16 protein-coding genes are annotated in these 18,290 nt (G+C 63.5%); 11 read left to right on the forward strand and 5 right to left on the reverse strand.

Going from position 1 to position 18,290, the window contains the following annotated elements:
- Window positions 1-163: 163 nt before the first annotated feature.
- Window positions 164-838, forward strand: coding sequence for a lytic polysaccharide monooxygenase auxiliary activity family 9 protein (locus E9536_RS23115; RefSeq protein WP_136471005.1), 675 nt, complete (start codon window positions 164-166; stop codon window positions 836-838).
- Between the two features lie 86 nt (window positions 839-924).
- Here E9536_RS23115 and E9536_RS23120 read toward each other — a convergent pair whose 3' ends face one another.
- Entirely contained in the window at window positions 925-2,328 is a 1,404-nt protein-coding gene (locus tag E9536_RS23120) for a GGDEF domain-containing protein (protein WP_136470797.1), read from the reverse strand.
- Window positions 2,329-3,117: 789 nt separating this feature from the next.
- On the opposite strand from E9536_RS23120, the gene E9536_RS23125 reads away from it, so the two are divergent.
- On the forward strand, window positions 3,118-4,209 hold the full coding sequence (locus tag E9536_RS23125) for a hypothetical protein (RefSeq protein ID WP_060174499.1): 1,092 nt from the start codon (window positions 3,118-3,120) through the stop codon (window positions 4,207-4,209).
- Between the two features lie 54 nt (window positions 4,210-4,263).
- On the opposite strand, the gene E9536_RS23130 is transcribed toward E9536_RS23125, so the two are convergent.
- On the reverse strand, window positions 4,264-5,142 hold the full coding sequence (locus E9536_RS23130) for an SDR family oxidoreductase (protein WP_136470799.1): 879 nt from the start codon (window positions 5,140-5,142) through the stop codon (window positions 4,264-4,266).
- A gap of 185 nt (window positions 5,143-5,327) precedes the next feature.
- Here E9536_RS23130 and E9536_RS23135 point away from each other — a divergent pair, with 185 nt between their 5' ends.
- Window positions 5,328-6,290 (forward strand): helix-turn-helix domain-containing protein, encoded by a 963-nt coding sequence (locus E9536_RS23135; RefSeq protein ID WP_124544541.1) that lies wholly within the window; start codon window positions 5,328-5,330, stop codon window positions 6,288-6,290.
- 76 nt (window positions 6,291-6,366) lie between these two features.
- On the opposite strand, the gene E9536_RS23140 is transcribed toward E9536_RS23135, so the two are convergent.
- Window positions 6,367-7,299 (reverse strand): LysR family transcriptional regulator, encoded by a 933-nt coding sequence (locus E9536_RS23140; protein WP_136470801.1) that lies wholly within the window; start codon window positions 7,297-7,299, stop codon window positions 6,367-6,369.
- A 208-nt stretch (window positions 7,300-7,507) separates the two neighbouring features.
- Here E9536_RS23140 and E9536_RS23145 point away from each other — a divergent pair, with 208 nt between their 5' ends.
- From E9536_RS23145 to E9536_RS23155, 3 genes are all read left to right on the forward strand, one after another.
- Window positions 7,508-8,374, forward strand: coding sequence for an NmrA family NAD(P)-binding protein (locus tag E9536_RS23145; protein WP_059699618.1), 867 nt, complete (start codon window positions 7,508-7,510; stop codon window positions 8,372-8,374).
- 219 nt (window positions 8,375-8,593) lie between these two features.
- A complete protein-coding gene (locus tag E9536_RS23150; RefSeq protein WP_119337463.1) occupies window positions 8,594-9,001 on the forward strand; it encodes an MAPEG family protein in 408 nt (135 codons plus the stop codon).
- An 11-nt stretch (window positions 9,002-9,012) separates the two neighbouring features.
- Entirely contained in the window at window positions 9,013-9,987 is a 975-nt protein-coding gene (locus tag E9536_RS23155) for a cysteine synthase family protein (protein ID WP_247873497.1), read from the forward strand.
- Between the two features lie 26 nt (window positions 9,988-10,013).
- Here the strand turns inward: E9536_RS23155 and E9536_RS41545 are convergent, their stop codons facing one another.
- Window positions 10,014-10,151 carry a hypothetical protein gene (locus tag E9536_RS41545; protein WP_168799564.1) on the reverse strand — a complete coding sequence of 46 codons (138 nt, stop codon included), beginning with the start codon at window positions 10,149-10,151 and terminating at the stop codon, window positions 10,014-10,016.
- A gap of 795 nt (window positions 10,152-10,946) precedes the next feature.
- Between E9536_RS41545 and E9536_RS23160 the strand changes: the two genes are divergently transcribed.
- From E9536_RS23160 to E9536_RS23180, 5 genes are all read left to right on the forward strand, one after another.
- Window positions 10,947-11,546, forward strand: coding sequence for a LysE family translocator (locus E9536_RS23160; protein WP_060084750.1), 600 nt, complete (start codon window positions 10,947-10,949; stop codon window positions 11,544-11,546).
- A gap of 497 nt (window positions 11,547-12,043) precedes the next feature.
- Entirely contained in the window at window positions 12,044-13,660 is a 1,617-nt protein-coding gene (locus E9536_RS23165; RefSeq protein WP_136470803.1) for a tryptophan halogenase family protein, read from the forward strand.
- Window positions 13,660-14,745 (forward strand): monodechloroaminopyrrolnitrin synthase PrnB family protein, encoded by a 1,086-nt coding sequence (locus tag E9536_RS23170; protein WP_136470804.1) that lies wholly within the window; start codon window positions 13,660-13,662, stop codon window positions 14,743-14,745. The genes E9536_RS23165 and E9536_RS23170 overlap by 1 nt, the downstream gene beginning before the upstream one ends.
- A gap of 65 nt (window positions 14,746-14,810) precedes the next feature.
- Complete coding sequence (locus tag E9536_RS23175; protein ID WP_060198977.1) at window positions 14,811-16,511, forward strand: tryptophan 7-halogenase; 1,701 nt, start codon at window positions 14,811-14,813, stop codon at window positions 16,509-16,511.
- A 24-nt stretch (window positions 16,512-16,535) separates the two neighbouring features.
- The gene (locus tag E9536_RS23180) at window positions 16,536-17,648 is read left to right on the forward strand and encodes a Rieske 2Fe-2S domain-containing protein (RefSeq protein WP_136470806.1); all 1,113 of its coding nucleotides are present in this window, start codon (window positions 16,536-16,538) and stop codon (window positions 17,646-17,648) included.
- A 274-nt stretch (window positions 17,649-17,922) separates the two neighbouring features.
- Here the strand turns inward: E9536_RS23180 and E9536_RS23185 are convergent, their stop codons facing one another.
- Window positions 17,923-18,180 (reverse strand): DUF4148 domain-containing protein, encoded by a 258-nt coding sequence (locus tag E9536_RS23185; protein ID WP_027792878.1) that lies wholly within the window; start codon window positions 18,178-18,180, stop codon window positions 17,923-17,925.
- Between the last annotated feature and the right edge of the window lie 110 nt (window positions 18,181-18,290).

Consider the following 18,290-nt stretch of genomic DNA (forward strand, 5'->3'; position numbering starts at 1 on the left):
TTCATTCGACCGCCGCTTTCGCCGATCAGCATGCGCGACGACGCGTCGACAGGAATCTCTTCGCGGAATCCTGCGACAGGCTCGATGTGCGCATATCCGTTTCGACATTCATGCCATGAGAGGGCTCATGAACAAGAACATCCGCAGCTACGTTGCTTCCGTCATGCCATGCGCGCTGGCCGGTGCGGCACTGCTGGTCGCGGCGGCCGGTGCGCACGCGCACGGCCGCTTGACCGAACCGCCTTCGCGCATCGTGCTGTGCACGCAAGGCCAGAATCCGAACTGCCCTGTCGACGCGTGGCACGCTAACGCGATGGAGAACGGCAAGTTCTTCCCCGCGACGCAAAGCGGCCTGTCGGATCCGTTCGCGCCGGACGACGCGAAGAATGCCGCACCACCGAAGGATGGCGAAATCGCCGGCGCCAGCACGAATGGCCCGCTGCCCGTGCTGAACGAGCAGTCGCCGGGCCGCTGGCAGAAGATCCCGCTACGGCCGGGCGCGGTGCAGAATTTCAAATGGGAGTTCAGCGCCGTGCACAAGACGCGTCGCTGGAACTACTTCATTACACGCGCCGACTGGAACCCGTCGGAAAAGCTCACGCGTGCGCAGTTCGAGCCCACGCCGTTCTGCACGATCCAGAATCCCGGCCAGCCATACTGGAACCCGAACGCGAACCTGGTGCCCCAGCAGCCGACCATTCACGCGTGCCGGCTGCCGATGCGTAGCGGCTACCACGTCATCCTTGCAGTCTGGGAAGTCGCGGATACGGCGATGGCGTTCTATCAGGTCGTCGACGCGATCTTCACCAATGGCGATACGACACGCAGCCCGTTCTGATACGGTCGCGACATGACGCGCCCGGCGACGCCCGGCGCGTCATGAGTTGAAGAACCCGTGTGAGGGGCACTGACACGGCAACCGGCTTACCCGGCAACCACCTGGTTGCGGCCTTGATGCTTCGCGCGGTACAGGCGTTCGTCGGCCTTGCGCAGGATCGCGTCGATCGTCTCGCCGTCCCGGCCGAATTCGGAGGCGCCGACACTCACGGTGACCTTGATCGGTTCGCCGATGCCTGCTTCGAACGGCGCGCCGGCGATTGCCGCGCGGATGCGCTCGCCGATCGACCGGGCCGTGTCCAGCGCGGCTTGCGGCAGCAGCACCATGAATTCCTCGCCGCCCACCCGCGCAACGCCATCGTACGGCCGGATCGCATCGGTGCATTTGTCGACGAAGCGTTGCAACACCTGATCGCCCGCCTGATGCCCGTAACTGTCGTTGATCGCCTTGAAGTGGTCGAGGTCGAGCGCGAGCAGCGAGAACGGCGCGCCGTTGCGCTTGGCCCGGTTGATTTCCGCTTCCACGCTTTCGATGAATTGCCGCCGGTTGGTCGCGCCCGTGAGCGGGTCCGTGGCCGCCAGGTGCTCGAGCTTTTCGTTGGTCCGTTGCAGCGCCTGCAACGCGCGCTCCGTCCTGGCCATCGCGTCCCTCAACCGGGCAAACAGTTCTGCCTGGCTGTAGATCTTCGAAAAGGAACGGGTCGTTTGAAAGGCCTGCACCACGCCGAAACTGAGCAGGAAGAAGCCGGCTGCGAAAATCGCATGCGCGAGCCACCACATGTGATTCCACGGCCGCCCGAGGATGAAGGCGAGCGACGAGAGTGCGAACGACGTGACCGAAATGCCGTAGATCGTCATCAGCGGCGAGCGGATGCGGCGTATGACCAGCGCAACGACGTTCACGACCGAGAGCAGCAGTGCGCCGCCTTCCATCGACAGGCGCACCCACAGGTGGCCGGCTACCGGCGAGAAGGCGATCACGGCGACCGCGACGTCGACGAGTCCGAACAGCGCGAGCCAGGGCAACCAGATGCGGGGATCGGCGCGGGTCGTTGCGCTGTCGGCCTTGTGACTATAGGTGAGTTGCCCGACAAGGATCAGGATCGACATGGTCAGGCGCGATGCCGGCCCGTACAGCAGGAACAGCCAGATGTTGTGATGCGCCATGCCGGTGAACAGGCCGTGCAACGCATAGATGACGGAAAAGCCCAGAAAGCCCAGCGTAAGCCAGCGAAGCAACGGCTCACCCGACAGGCGATAGCAGCGCCAGCAGACATACGTGACGAACGCGCCTTCGAGCGTGGCGGCCGCGATCGCCAGCTCGTGAAAGGCGTGATTCTCGAATTTCAGCGACGGGTCCTGGAAGAAGTACAGGTAGGCGATCAGATAGGCGGGCAGCAGCGCGAAGCCGACCAGCAGGAGCCTCGCGTACACCCGGGTGACCAGTTGGGCGGTGCGGGTCGACGCTTGGGGGGCGAGATCGACAGTCATGTTCGGCCTCCGGATTCGGTGGATGCATCAAGGACGGCTACGTGACGTCATCGCGGGTCGGCAGCCAATACGATGAAGCCAGATCGCGTCGCCTGAATTTCGTTGATTTGAACAATCAGCCAAATGGCTGCGGGATATCCGGTTAAATTATCGAATGGCGATAATTGCAATATGGCAATGCGATCGCGTGAATATTTCTGATTTCGATATGGGTGAAAATACTCGATTCAAGGGTTGATGCCTGACGATTATGTAGTATAACCAAACGAAACGCAGGCGTCGGATTGAAGCATCACTACATCGGCCGTCGAAAGACCGGTATCCGCCGCCGCGTGGCAGGCACGCTATCCCAAGCCTGCGTGACGGCTTCACGTACCGCCTGCATCGCGCTTGTGACGGGCATCCGGTCTTGCGCGAAAGTGGCGTGTACATGCTTCACCAGCATAGACCGAAGTCGCAGTTTTTTCCGTCGTAGATATAAAAACAAAATCAATATCGAAATTTGTCTTCGGACGGCAATTTGTAAGGTTGATTTCTCTTGAATTCGACCTGGGCGGAGCGTTGTCAATCGAAAGTGGAAGCCACCGGGTGGAGGAGCCGCAAGGCTGATCTGATCACGATGTTGATTCGGTAGTCCGTATCAATGGTGCAGGCGCTTGCCGTCCGCATGACGTGGCGGGTTTTCGTTACGCCCGTGTGGACGGAGCGCGTCTTCCTGAAATCTTCCCCGGCATGTATCGCGTGAAAGACCGATGCCGGCAATGCGTAAAACGCGATGAGGGCGTGAAAATGAAGAGCAACCGATCTGGAATCATGCAGCGATCGACCTTGAAGGGCGCGCTGGCGCTTCTGCTGGCATGGTCGTCCTTCGGCACTGGCACCGCCGCGGCAGCCGGGACGGGTACGGGCACGGCGCCGGCATTCGTTTATAGCCCGTACAAGGACGCGACGATTTCGATGAACTGGAACACGAACGTCATCTCGTCGAACGTCACCGGTCAGATGCGCCCGGTGCTGTCGGTGCTGCCAGCCGGTGTCCGTACGCTGACGCTCGCGTTTGCGACCGGCGAATGCGGCAGCGAGAACTGGGCGGGCGTCGACGGCGGCGCGATGGCGGCCGCCAATGTGCCGCTTTTCACCGCGGCCAATGTGAATTACGTGATTTCCACCGGCGGCGCGGCCGGCATGTTCACGTGCGGGTCGGATGCGGGCATGGCGGCCTTCATCAATCGTTATGCATCGAACAACCTCATCGGGATCGACTTCGATATCGAGGGCGGGCAGACACAACAGGTGATCGACGATCTCGTCCGGCGCGTGGCGGTCGCCCAGCAGAATTATCCCGGCCTGCGCTTCAGCTTTACGCTCGCGACACTGGCCCCTTCCCAGCAGGGCGCGACCACGGCCGGCTCCTGGGGCGCCAGCGCCCCCGACAGCTTCAACGTGTATGGAGACTGGGTCATGCAGGCGATCCAGGCGTACGGCCTGAAGAACTACACCATCGACCTGATGACGATGGACTACGGGTCGGCGGGGGCGGGGAACTGCGTGGTCGCGAACGGCACCTGCCAGATGGGACAGTCGGCGATCCAGGCGGCGATGAACCTGCACGATCACTGGGGCGTACCGTACAGCCAGATCGAGCTGACGCCGATGATCGGCGGCAACGATGTGAGCGGCGAAACCTTTACGCCGGCCGATGCGGACACCGTTGCGCAGTTCGTGAAACAGAATGGCCTCGTGGGTGTCCACTTCTGGTCGTTCGACCGTGACGTCGATTGTCCGCCCGGCGCCGCATCGTCGACGTGCAACTCCATCGGCGGCGTCGGTACGCTCGGTTATACGAACCGGTTTGCCAACGACCTCGCGCCCGGCAATTGAACGAAGCGGGGGCAGCGCGTCGGATCGGTGTCGGCTTCCGCGTCGACCGTACCTTCAGGCCGCGGCGGATCGCCCTTTCGGCTCGGCGAGGTGTGCCAGCCCGAGGCCCTCGAGCACCTGCGCCTGAATCGATGCCGCTTGGGCGTTGAGGGCGTCAGCGCCGAATGACTCGCCCACGATCAAACGCGGCGGGCGAGTACCGTTGGCTTGTGCGACAAGCTGCACGATCGCGTCGGCGACGTCGTGCGGGTTCGGCGCGTGGTCGCTCGCGAACAGCGCCATGAGGGTCTCTACCATCTTGTCCGGAATCGCACCGGCCTCGCCGTAGCCGGGTATGCGTGCGGCGTCGGCGGGCCGCTGCGCGCTGGCGAAAATATTCGTCGGATAGTTGCTGGGTTGAACGAGAACGACGTCGATGCCCGACGTCGACAACTCGTAGCGGTAGCTGTCGGTCAACGCTTCGAGCGCGAACTTCGATGCGCCATAGAGACCGAAGAACGGAAACGTCACGCGGCCGAGTATCGAGCCGATGTTCACGATCAGGCCTTCGCCCTGTTTCCTGAAGGTCGGCAGCACCGCCCTCGACGTTCGCTGGATGCCGAATACATTCACGTCGAAGAGCGCCTGTACCTGCTTTGTCGTGAACGCCTCGGAAATACCCGCTGATCCGATACCTGCATTGTTGACGAGGACGTCGAGATGCCCGGCATTTTCCAGCACGGAAGCCACGCCTCGCTCGACGGACGCATCGTCCGCCACATCCAGTTCGATGACGTGCATGCCTTTCGCTTGAAGGGCTTCGGCATGCGGCCGGTTTCGGCCGGCGATGTCGCGCATCGACGCGAATACCCGGTGCCCGGCCGCCGAGAGCCCTTCTGCAGTGTCGCGGCCGAAGCCGCTGCTGGCGCCGGTTATCAGAATAGTTTTGGACATGTCGAGTGTGTTCCAGCAAAACAAGGTTGGAGAGCCGCAACCGAATCAGCGCGAGCATGTCCGACGCGGTCGAGATGAAATGGGCGACGTCATTGGAGAACTCTTCGCCGCATTGCAGTGCAGTCTAGGTTTTTCACGGAAAGCGGGCTATAGTCGCAAATGACATTAATGGATGCGTTTACGACATGAGATTGTCCATTCTGGCGCTCGAAGGGCTGTTCGACACCGGCCTGACGGTGCTTTTGGATACCTTCGCGATGGCCAACGAACTGGCTGCCGCTCAGGGCTTTGCCGCGCCGCCCTTCGACGTCGGGGTGGTCGGCGTACGCAGACGCGTCCGTACCGCGCACGGACTGTCCATGCTGGCGGAGCCCGCAAGCAGCGCACGCCATACCGACTGGGTGGTCGTGCCCGCGCCTGGCATCAGGCAGCCGGAGCGCCTGATCGAGGCGCTGGAGCGTCCGGACGTGCGCGATGCAATGGCGCACCTTCGGGCGTGGCATGCCGATGGCGTCGGCGTCGCCGCCGCTTGCATCGGTACGTTCGTGCTGGCGGAAGCCGGGCTTCTGGATCATCGCGAGGCGACGACCACCTGGTCGCTCTCGCCCTTCTTTCGTCAACGTTATCCTGCGGTCGATCTGAACGATTCACGCATGGTCGTCGCCGCGGATCGCTTGGTGACGGCGGGATCGGCCATGGGCCATCTCGACCTTGCGCTGTGGTTGCTGCGTCAGGCGAGTCCCGAACTGGCCACGCTCGTTGCCCGTTTCATGCTGATCGACAAGCGTTCGTCGCAGGCCGAATACATCATTCCGGATTACCTTGCCCATGCGGATCCGCTGGTCGCTCGATTCGAGCGATGGGCCCGCGAGCATCTTTCCACGGGTTTTTCGCTTCAGGCGGCGGCCGCCGCATTGGCCGTCGGACCGCGCACGTTGCAGCGCCGTACCGAGGCGGTACTTGGGAAGTCGCCATTGGCGTTCGTCCAGGATCTGCGCATCGAACGGGCGCAGAATCTCGTGTCGATGGGTTACGACCTGGAGACGATTGCAAGCGAGGTCGGCTACGCGGATGCGGCGACGTTGAGGGCCTTGTTGCGTCGCAGGCTCGGCCGTGGGGTGCGGGAATTGCGCGCCAGCAATCGGTAGCCTCCGGCCTTGAAAAGCGGCGTGCCGTACGCGGCGAATGCCGAGCCAAGGGGCCGTGGGCGCCGCCGGAACGGCACTAGCGCATGCCGGCGTGCCCGTGAATACCCGTCAGTTCGACCATGAAATCCAGGAACGCCCGGGTCTTGGCCGGCACGTGATGCCGGGATGGGTAGTACGCATATAACGGATACCGCTCGTCGGCCCATTCGGGAAAGAGATTGATCAACCGGCCGTCGGCGATCAGCGGCTCGGCACCGAGCAGCAGCATCTGCGCAATGCCGGAACCGGCGAGGCACGCGCTGAGCAGGGCGCCCGGATCGTTGACCGTGAGGCGTCCCCGGGTGTCGACCACGATGCGTTTGCGCCGACGATGGAATTCCCAGGCGAACGGCTTGCCTGTCTCCGGGTTGCGAAATTCAAGGCATCGGTGGCTCCGGCTTTCGAGGTCCTCGGGTTTGGCCGGCCGTCCCCGGCGAGCGATGTACGAGGGCGCCGCGACCGTCACGACGCCGGTATCGAGCAGCTTTCTCGCAATCAGGCTGGACGATCGCGGTTCGCCGAATCGCACGGCGAGGTCGAAGCCGTCCATGACGAGGTCGCCCAGGCTGTCTCGCGCGATGAGCTCGATTTCGAGGTCGGGATGTGCGTCCATGAACGCATCGAGTTGTTGCCCGAGAATGGCCCGGTAAACGACGGGATCCAGATTGATTCGCAGCTTTCCGCGCACGACGGAGGCGCCGCCTGCGGCCGCCGCGGCTGCTTCCTCCAGCCCGGCAAGATGCGGCATGACCTGCTCGTAAAACCTGCGGCCCTCTTCAGTCAACGACACCGACCGCGTCGTTCGATTGAAAAGCCGGATGTTCAGCTTTCTTTCCAGTCGTGCAATCGCTCGACTGACGCCCGGCGGCGTCATGCCTATTACGTCGGCCGCAGCCGCAAACGTTCCGGCATCGACCACGGCGGCGAACACGCTAATGCTGCCGGACAGTTTCTCGCTACTGGATCTCATGGTTGTTCGAGTGCATACGGTGGCGGATCGCGGGCGACCCACTGAAGGCCGCTACGCCGACGCCGGACAGCGCAGCAATGCCGGTCGTCTGCGTCGATCATGCCGAATTAGTGACGCGTTGTCACTTATCTGCTTCCATCCATGTCGTTTTGTTTCGCTCGATGTTTGGCCAGAATGCGACCGACGTATTCACACACGGAGAACGAACATGTATGCGATAACAGGAATCACCGGCAAGGTCGGCGGCGCATTGGCCAGCGAGCTGCTGGCGGCGGGGCGGCCGGTGCGCGCGGTCGCGCGGGACACGACGCGGGCAGGGGCGTGGGCGGCGCGCGGGTGCGAGATTGCGACTGCCTTCATGGAAGACCCATCGTCGCTCGCCGCCGCGTTCACGGGCGCTGCGGGCGTTTTCATCCTGCCGCCTTCGGAGTTCGATCCGGAGCCCGGGTTTCCCGAGGCGCGGAAGGTGATCGAGGCCGTGTCCGCGGCGCTTCTGAAGGCGCGCCCTGAAAAGGTCGTTTGCCTGTCGACGATCGGTGCACAGGCTGACGAGCCCAATCTGCTCACGCAACGCACGCTGATGGAACAGGCGCTGCGCGAGATGCCGATGCCCGTGACGTTCCTGCGGCCCGGCTGGTTCATGGAGAACGCCGCGTGGGACGTCGCGTCCGCGCGCGACGAGGGCGTCGTCGCCAGCTACCTGCAGCCGCTCGACAAGCCCGTGCCGATGGTCGCCACCGCGGACGTAGGTCGCGTTGCGGCCGAACTGCTCCAGCAGACCTGGCGCGGTGTGCGTGTCGTCGAGCTCGAGGGCCCGCGCCGCGTGAGCCCCGACGATCTTGCACTCGCCTTCGCTCGCGTTCTGGGCCGGCAGGTGCGCGCGGAAGGCGTCGACAGGCGAACGTGGGAAGCGCTGTTCCGTGCGCAGGGCATGAAACATCCACTACCCCGCATGCGCATGCTGGACGGCTTCAACGAAGGCTGGATCGATTTCGAAAGTAATCCGGAAGAAATCGTGCGTGGTCGCATCGCACTGGATACGGTTCTCGGCGAGCTTGTGTCGCGTGCGGTCTGAATGAATTCGGTGGGCGGCGTGTGGCGCGTTGGTGCTACGCGCCAACGATGCATCGTCGCGGTCGAACGACTGCCGGATTCCATGTCGATCGGGTGTCGCGATTGTCGCTATTAATGTCATTTGTGACTATGGATCAGACCTCGTCGCGAGTCTAGACTGCGAAGCGTTTCCGGCATTCGCAGATCTCTGCTGCACCTTCTGTACGACAAGGCCAATCCGATGACATTTTCGCCAGAACTTCACCTGCTGACGCTCACCGCACTCGCAACGCTGCTGATGTGGATTCCGTACATGCTGGCCAGGATCATGACGCGTGGCCTGATGGCGGCCCTGAACAATCCCGATCCGTCCCGTCCGCCCGATCCGCCGTGGGCGGAACGCGCACGGAGCGCGCATGCGAACGCGATCGAGAATCTCGCCGTGTTCGCCCCGCTCGTGCTGATGTGCGCAATGACGGGGGCGAGCGGCCCGGCGACGGTGTTCGCGGCCAAGCTCTATCTCGGTGCCCGGTTAGTTCACTACGTGGTCTACGCCGCTGGCATTCCCGTTGTTCGCACGATCGCCTTCCTGGCCGGCTTCGCGGCGACGCTCACGTTCGCTGTTGCGTTGCTCGGACACGCGAGCTGACCCCCACGCACTTGCGTTTCACTTGCCTGCTTACTTCAGAGGTCACCATGAAATCGACTCCCGGCAACATCCTCGACACGATCGGCAACACGTCACTCGTCCCGTTGCGAAACGTTGTCCCGAAGAACGGCGCACGCCTTTTCGTCAAGCTCGAAAGCCAGAATCCAACCGGCAGCATGAAAGATCGGATCGCGCTCGAGATGATCGAAGCTCCCGAGCGGGATGGGCGTCTGAAGCCCGGCGGCGCAGTGGTCGAATACACCGGCGGCAGCACAGGTGTGTCGCTGGCGCTGGTGTGTGCCGTCAAGCGGCATCCGCTGCATCTGGTTTCATCGGATGCGTTCTCGAAGGAAAAGCTGGATCACATGCGCCTGCTGGGCGCGAAGCTGACGCTCGTCGCCAGCGACAACGGCAAGCAAACCGAGAAGCTGACGAAGGACATGATTTGCGAAGCGCATCGAATTGCCGGCGAGACGGGCGCGTACATCACGGCGCAGATGGAAAACACCGATCAGCTCAACGCCTATACGAAGATGGCCGACGAGATCTGGGAGCAGACCGGCGGCCGCCTCGACGGCTTCGTCCAGAGCGTCGGCACGGCTGCGTCGCTGCGCGGGATCTCGCGGCGCTTGCGCCAACACGATGCACGCATTCGGATCGCCGGTGTGGAGCCGGCCGAATCCGCGGTACTGTCGGGCGGCCCTACCGGCGCGCACAAGATCGACGGGATCGGCGCGGGTTATGTCGTGCCGCTTTGGCGCGACGGGATTGCTGACGAGCTCGAGCGTGTCTCCACGGAGGAGGCGAGAGCCATGGCGTTCCGACTGGCCGCCGAAGAGGGGTTGTTCTGCGGTACGTCGACCGGAGCCAACGTAACTGGCGCATTGCGACTCGCCGAACGGCTTGGCCCGGACGCCACGATCGTGACGATCATGTGCGACACCGGCATGAAGTACCTGAAGTCGTTCGCGCCAACGACGGGCTGACGGCCATTGGTCGTAGCCGCATCGTTTTACACCGAGACCGGTTTCGTCTGGCGCGGCAGGTGAACGGCGATCAGCGCGACCGGCACGACGCCGATGATCCGGTGGCGGGCATGGCGCCGTGCTGGCGGGAAGGCCTCGGGTTCACTCACGTCCGCGTCACGCACGGATGATGCATCGCTCTACTGGATGACATGAAAGGATTCCTGATAATAAAGCGGTGGAGCGAATGAAAAGGGACGGCGTCTGCGACGCGGCCGTCTACCGTTGATCGACAACCGACCGGTGCCGCATCGGGATGCGCGTGCGTGTGCGACGGTGGACAGTCGTTACGGTTGGTCGGCAGCAGTGTGTCGGCTTCGGCATCGATCGGTTGCTGGCGGACTTCGGCGCGCATGAGCGACGCCGGCGTGGATGGTGCGAAAGTCTGCGTGCCGAACGGCAGGGTCGGTGCCTGTTATGAACCAATAGAGATCCAGCCATTGGCGGATTTGACCCGTGACATATTCAGGGTGGCGCGCAGGTGACGTTTGTTTCCCCGCGCGGTTCTTGTCGGGGCTATTGGAGCCATTTTGATCATCGTGACCCGATTAAACGATTAAGAACACGTAATTGAATCAATCGCGCGGAAAGTTACGCTTTACTTTTAAGCATGAAAAATGTGTGATTGAGTAACATTGGTTGCATCTATTTTTAATCTCGGGCGGGCATTTTCAGACGCAGCATAATTCGGATCGGCGACGTACAATTCGCTGCGAAACGGTAATGCCGTGAAAAACGCGCCATTTCCCCAAAGTCCCTCGAACCCGGCTGGTTTTCTCTTGATCGCCATTGGCATGGTTGCCGGGCACCGCTGGCGCCTGTTGCGAACGCCGACAGCGGCCCGAATGCAGAATGACCCACAACCGATACGACAGCTCGCCCCGACACATGGCGACCGTCATCGACACCAAGGAAGCAAGATGCCGACATTCCAGGTGATGTTGAAGATGGCACTCTACGTTTCGCTGGTCCTGGCCACGCCAGGCCCGACAAATACCTTGTTGCTGTCCTCGGGAATCAAGGTCGGCTTCCGGCAATCGTCGCGACTCCTGGTGGCGGAGGCATCGGGCTACGGCTTTGCGATATCACTGTGGGGTTTCTTCCTGGCGACCTTCGCGGCCACGCGGCCCTGGCTTTACGATGTGCTGAAGCTGGGGAGTTCGGCCTACATCTTCTATCTCGCCCTGCAGCTATGGAAAAGCCCGCATCTTGAAGACATCCGGTCGGGCACCATCGGCTTTCGCGACATGTTCGTCGCGACGACCATGAACCCGAAGGCGTTGTTGTTCGCCACGGCGATCTTTCCGCCGCAGGCTTTCGTATCGGTTCCGTTCTATCTCTGCTCGATCGCGGTCTTTACGGCGCTTGCCGTGACGATCGGTTCGATGTGGCTTGTCGTCGGCGGCGTCCTGACGGCGCGCCGGTCGCTGGCCACCCATACCGGAACGCTGCTTCGCGGCGCGTCGGTCGTGCTGGCGATGTTCGCGGGCACGCTGGCGTTTTCCGTACTCAACCGCTAAGGCCTGTCCGGCAGCACCCCTCTCATCGCCGGGAGCAGGTCAAGTTCGCCGAAATGCGCAAGGGTCGACATCATTGTTTCGCAAATGGTGGCGACCTTATTCGTTTCCCGTTAATTGGGTAGTTAATTTATCGTTTTTATACAATAAACGGGTGTGTTGGCTAAAAATGAAATGGTTGATTTTTAAAAATGTAAATGCTCATCCATAAAATATCTCGCCGATATTTTATGGATTGAATATTTCTCTGGGGCTATGAAAATTGATATGAAATTTTACGAGGTATGCCGTCGTGAACGCTGTTAAGGTGTATCGGACAGGTTACGCGAACGGTATGGAAAACTTCGGGAGGCTGAAGTTTCATGTGCATTCGATGCGTTAATGGAAATTTCTGCATCGGAAAGCCAATCCATTCATGACGCGTTACCGGACGATTTACGAGTTCAGCTCGATCAGGCGGCACCATCCCTTCAGGTTTCAAATCCTATGAGAACCGTGTCATGAGCAACCCGATCAAGAATATCGTCATCGTGGGCGGCGGCACCGCGGGCTGGATGGCCGCTTCGTACCTCGTCCGGGCGCTCCAGCAGCACACGAGCATTACGCTCGTCGAGTCCGCGGCGATCCCCCGGATCGGCGTGGGCGAGGCGACCATCCCGAGTTTGCAGAAGGTGTTCTTCGACTTCCTCGGGATACCGGAGCGGGAGTGGATGCCCCAGGTGAACGGCGCGTTCAAGGCCGCCATCAAGTTCGTGAACTGGAGGAAGTCCCCCGAGCGCTCGCGCGACGATCACTTCTACCACTTGTTCGGCACCGTGCCGAACTGCGACGGCGTGCCGCTTACCCACTACTGGATGCGCAAGCGCGAACAGGGCTTCCAGCAGCCGATGGAGTACGCGTGCTACCCGCAGCCCGGGGCGCTCGACGCCAAGCTCGCACCGTGCCTGTCCGACGGCACCCGCCAGATGTCCCACGCGTGGCACTTCGATGCGCATCTGGTAGCCGACTTCCTGAAGCGCTGGGCCATCGAGCGCGGGGTCAAACAGGTGATCGACGAGGTCGAGCAGGTTCACCTGAACGAACGCGGCTACATCGCCAGCCTGTCCACCAAGGAAGGGCGCACGCTGGAGGCGGACCTGTTCATCGACTGCTCCGGCATGCGGGGGCTGCTGATCAACCAGGCGCTGAAAGAGCCCTTCATCGACATGTCCGACTACCTGCTGTGCGACAGCGCGGTCGCCAGCGCCGTGCCGAATGCCGATGCGCGCGTGGGAGTCGAGCCGTACACCTCGGCGATCGCCATGAATGCGGGGTGGACCTGGAAGATTCCGATGCTGGGCCGGTTCGGCAGCGGCTACGTCTTCTCGAGCAAGTTCACGTCGCGCGACCAGGCCACCGCCGACTTCCTCAACCTCTGGGGCCTGTCGGACAAGCAGCCGCTCAACCAGATCAAGTTCCGGGTCGGGCGCAACGGGCGGGCGTGGGTAAACAACTGCGTCGCGATCGGGCTGTCGTCGTGCTTCCTGGAGCCCCTGGAATCGACGGGAATCTACTTCATCTACGCGGCGCTTTATCAGCTCGTGAAGCACTTCCCCGATACCTCGTTCGACCCGCGGCTGGCGGACGCATTCAACGCCGAGATCGTCCACATGTTCGACGACTGCCGGGATTTCGTCCAGGCGCACTATTTCACGTCGTCGCGCGACGACACGCCGTTCTGGCTCGCGAACCGGTACGACCTGCGCCTCTCGGATGCCATCAAGGAAAAGGTTCAGCGCTACAAGGCAGGATTGCCGCTGACCACCACGTCGTTCGACGATTCCACGTATTACGAAACGTTCGACTACGAATTCAGGAACTTCTGGTTGAACGGAAACTACTACTGCATCTTTGCAGGCTTGGGGCTACTGCCTGACCGGTCGCTGCCGCTCTTGCAGCACCGGCCCGAGTCGATCGACAAGGCCGAGGCGATGTTCGCCCGCATCCGGCGCGAGGCCGAGCGTCTGCGGACGAGCCTGCCGACGAACTACGACTACCTGCGGTCGCTGCGCGACGGCGGCGCGGGATTGTCTCGCAGCCAGCCCGGGCCGACGCTCGCGGCGCCGGAAATCCTGTAGTGGAGCGCACCCTGGACCGCGCATGCGCATTCGCGGCGACGCACGCCGCGGTGGCGGCTTGCGATCCGCTGCGGGCGCGGGCGCTCGTTCTGCAACTGCCGGGCCTGAACCGTCAGAAGGACGTGCCCGGCATCGTCGGCCTGTTGCGCGAGTTCCTCCCGGTGCGCGGCGTGCCCGCCGGCTGGGGCTTCGTCGAAGCCGCCGCCGCGATGCGGGACATCGGGTTCTTCCTGGGCTCGCTCAAGCGGCACGGCCACGAGCCCGTGGACGCGGTGCCCGGGCTCGAGCCGGTGCTGCTCGACCTGGCGCGCGTGACCGGCCTGCCGCCGCGCGAGACGCTCCTGCACGTGACGGTCTGGAACCCCGCGGCGGCCGACGCGCAGCGGAGCTACACCGGGCTGCGCGACGAAGCGCACCTGCTCGAGAGCGTGCGCATCTCGATGGCGGCGCTCGAGGCGGCCATCGGGATGACCGTCGAGCTGTACGACGTACCCCTGCGGTCGCCGTCGTTCGCCGAAGGGTGCGACGAGCTGGCGGACTATCTCCACAAGATGGTCGAATCGATCGTTTACGCCTACCGCTATATCTCGGTGCAGGTCTTCTACGACGAGCTTCGGCCGTACTACGAACCGATTCGGGTCGGGGGCCGGAGCTACCTCGGCCCCGGTGCGGTGGAAATGCCGCTCTTCGTGCTGGAGCACGTGCTGTGGGGGTCGCAATCGGACCACCCGGGTTATCGGGAATTCAAGGAGACGTACCTGCCCTACGTGCTTCCCGAGTTCGGGGCGATCTACGCGCGGTTCGCCGGGGCGCCTTCGCTTGTCGACCGCGTGCTCGACGAGGTGCAGGCGACGGGCGCGCGGGGCGAGCCCGTCGTGGCCGGGCTGGCCGCCCTCGACCGGGTCTTCGAGATCCTGCTGCGCTTCCGCGCGCCGCACGTCAAATTGGCGGAGCGGGCGTACGAAGTCGGGCGAAGCGGCCCGACGATCGGCAGCGGGGGCTACGCGCCCAGCATGCTCGGCGAGCTGCTCACGCTCACGCGTGCCGTGCGGTCCCGCCTTCGCGCCGCGCTCGACGAGCCCTGACACCCGACGCCCGACGCCCGACGCGTGCAGCCATGTGTTCCATCTCACAAGGAGAGTGTGCCCTCATGACTCAAAAGAGCCCCGCGAACGGGCGCGACAGCAACCACTTCGACGTGATCATCCTCGGGTCGGGCATGTCCGGCACCCAGATGGGGGCGATCCTGGCCAACCAGCAGTTTCGCGTGCTGATCATCGAGGAGTCGTCGCACCCGCGCTTCACGATCGGCGAATCGTCGATCCCCGAGACGTCCCTGATGAATCGCATCATCGCCGATCGCTACGGCATTCCGGAGCTCGACCGCATCACGTCGTTCTACGCGACGCAGCGTTACGTCGCATCGAGCACGGGCATCAAGCGCAACTTCGGCTTCGTGTTCCACAAGCCCGGCCAGGAACACGACCCGAAGGAATTCACGCAGTGCGTGATTCCCGAGCTGCCGTGGGGCCCGGAGAGCCACTATTACCGCCAGGACGTCGACGCCTACCTGTTGCAGGCCGCGATCAAATACGGCTGCACGGTGCGCCAGAAGACGAACGTGACCGAATACCACGCCGACAAGGACGGCGTCGCGGTGACCACCGCCCAGGGCGAACGGTTCACCGGCCGGTACATGATCGATTGCGGCGGGCCGCGCGCGCCGCTCGCGACCAAGTTCAAGCTCCGCGAAGAGCCGTGCCGCTTCAAGACGCACTCGCGCAGCATTTACACGCACATGCTCGGGGTCAAGCCGTTCGACGACATCTTCAAGGTCAAGGGGCAGCGCTGGCGCTGGCACGAGGGAACCCTGCATCACATGTTCGCGGGCGGCTGGCTCTGGGTGATTCCGTTCAACAACCACCCGCGATCGACCAACAACCTGGTGAGCGTCGGCTTGCAGCTCGACCCGCGTGTCTACCCGAAAACGGACATCTCCGCGCAGCAGGAATTCGACGAGTTCCTCGCGCGGTTCCCGAGCATCGCGGCGCAGTTCCGGGACGCCGTGCCGGTGCGCGACTGGGTCAAGACCGACCGCCTGCAATTCTCGTCGAGCGCCTGCGTCGGCGACCGCTACTGCCTGATGCTGCATGCGAACGGGTTCATCGACCCGCTGTTCTCCCGGGGGCTCGAGAACACCGCGGTGACCATCCATGCGCTCGCGGCGCGCCTCATCAAGGCGCTGCGCGACGACGACTTCTCCCCCGAGCGCTTCGAGTACATCGAGCGCCTGCAGCAGAAGCTCCTGGACCACAACGACGACTTCGTCAGTTGCTGCTACACGGCGTTCTCGGACTTCCGCCTGTGGGATGCGTTCCACCGGCTGTGGGCGGTCGGCACGATCCTCGGGCAGTTCCGGCTCGTGCAGGCCCATGCGAGGTTCCGCGCGTCGCGTGACGAGCGCGACCTCGATCACCTGGACAACGACCCTCCGTACCTCGGATACCTGTGCGCGGACATGGAGGGGTACTACCAGTTGTTCAACGACGCCAAAGCCGAGGTCGAGGCCGTGAGCGCCGGGCACAAGGAGGCCGGGGAGGCCGCGGCGCGGATTCACGCCCTCATCGACGAACGCGAGTTCGCCAGGCCGATGTTCGGCTTCGGGTACTGCATCACCGGGGCCAGGCCGCAACTCAACAACTCGAAGTACAGCCTGGTGCCGGCGATGAAGCTGATGCACTGGACGCAAACCAGCGCGCCGGCAGAGGTGAAACGGTACTTCGACTACAACCCGATGTTCGCGCTGCTCAAGGCGTACATCACGACCCGCATCGGCCTGGCGCTGAAGTAGCCGGCCGACACCGCCAGGAAAACGATGAACGACGTTCAATTCGATCAAGCGGTCGCCACGGAGCAAGCCCCGGGGGTGTACGACGCGACCACGCGCGTGGCCGCGAGCTGGTACGTCGCGATGCGCTCGGACGACCTCAAGGACAAGCCGACGGAGTTGACGCTCTTCGGCCGTCCGTGCGTGGCGTGGCGCGGCGCGACGGGGCGGGCGGTGGTGATGGACCGCCACTGCTCGCACCTCGGCGCGAACCTGGCCGACGGGCGGGTCACGGACGGGTGCATCCAGTGCCCGTTTCACCACTGGCGGTACGACGAGCAGGGCCGGTGCGTTCACATCCCCGGACACAGCCAGGTGGTGCGGCAGCTGGAGCCCGTTCCGCGCGGCGCGCGTCAGCCGACGTGGGTCACCGCGGAGCGGTACGGCTACGTGTGGGTCTGGTACGGCTCTCCGCAGCCGCTGCACCCGCTGCCCGAAATCGCCGCGGCCGACGTCGACAACGGCGACTTCATGCACCTGCACTTCGCGTTCGAGACGACGACGGCGGTCTTGCGGATCGTCGAGAACTTCTACGACGCGCAGCACGCGACCCCCGTGCACGCGCTCCCGATCTCGGCCTTCGAACTCAAGCTGTTCGACGACTGGCGCCTGTGGCCGGAGGTCGAGCCGCTGGCCCGGGCGGGCGCGTGGTTCGGTGCCGGGATCGACTTCACCGTGAACCGGTACTTCGGGCCGCTCGGCATGCTGTCGCGCGCGCTCGGCCTGAACATGTCGCAGATGAACCTGCACTTCGACGGCTACCCCGGCGGGTGCGTGATGACCGTCGCGCTGGACGGAGACTTCAAATACAAGCTGCTCCAGTGCGTGACGCCGGTGAGCGACGGCAAAAACGTCATGCACATGCTCATCTCGATCAAGAAGGTGGGTGGCGTCTTGCGCCGCGCGACCGACTACGTGCTGTTCGGGTTGCAGACCCGACAGGCCGCGGGGTACGACGTCAGGATCTGGAACGGGATGAAGCCGGACGGCGGCGGCGCGTACAGCAGGTACGACAAGCTCGTGCTCAAGTACCGCGCGTTCTACCGGGGCTGGGTCGACCGCGTCGCCGAGACGGGCGCTCGACCGCACCGCCGCGAGTGAGCGGCGAGGCGTGAGGCGGCGGCCGGGAGCCGGCCAATGAGCAGGATCGCGCCGGAAAGGCATGCGGCCGGCATGCCCGGGCCGAGCACGGCCCGTTTTTTCGCGATCATCGTTTCACGTCGTCGGACGGGCGGGCGGCCGTCGGGCCGGTGCGCTCGAGCGCTTGAGCGACTAGGATTTCGCGGGCCCGGCTGCGGGCGCCGCGGAATCCGCCGCCAGGCGCCGGGTCGGCGCGCGATCCGGCCGTCAGCCGGCTGCCGAACATAGGCGGCGATCAAGAGCCGGCCGATGCCGTCGCGACCGGCGCCGCATCGGGATGCGCGCGCGCGTAAAGCTGGCGATTGCGCGCGATCTGCGCCTGCGACGGCGGGTAGTCGTTCCGGTCCGTCGGCAGCAGGCCGCCGGCTTCGGCATTGATCAGCTGCTGGTAGATTTCGGCGCGCGTGAGCGGCGCCTGTGTGGACTGGGCGAAGGCCTGTGTACCGAACGGCAGGCTCAGCGCGGCAACGACAAAGGCAGTGAAGAGTTTCATGGCGATTCCCTGGTGGTTGAACGAACGGGCGAGTGGGGCGGCCCCACGTATCCCATTCTGGTTGCCGCGGCAGTCACGACGCTGACCCGCCGATTACAGTTTTGTAATCC

Origin of the sequence: Burkholderia sp. LS-044 (genome assembly GCF_004803625.1) — a bacterium.
GTDB classification, from domain to species: domain Bacteria; phylum Pseudomonadota; class Gammaproteobacteria; order Burkholderiales; family Burkholderiaceae; genus Burkholderia; species Burkholderia cepacia.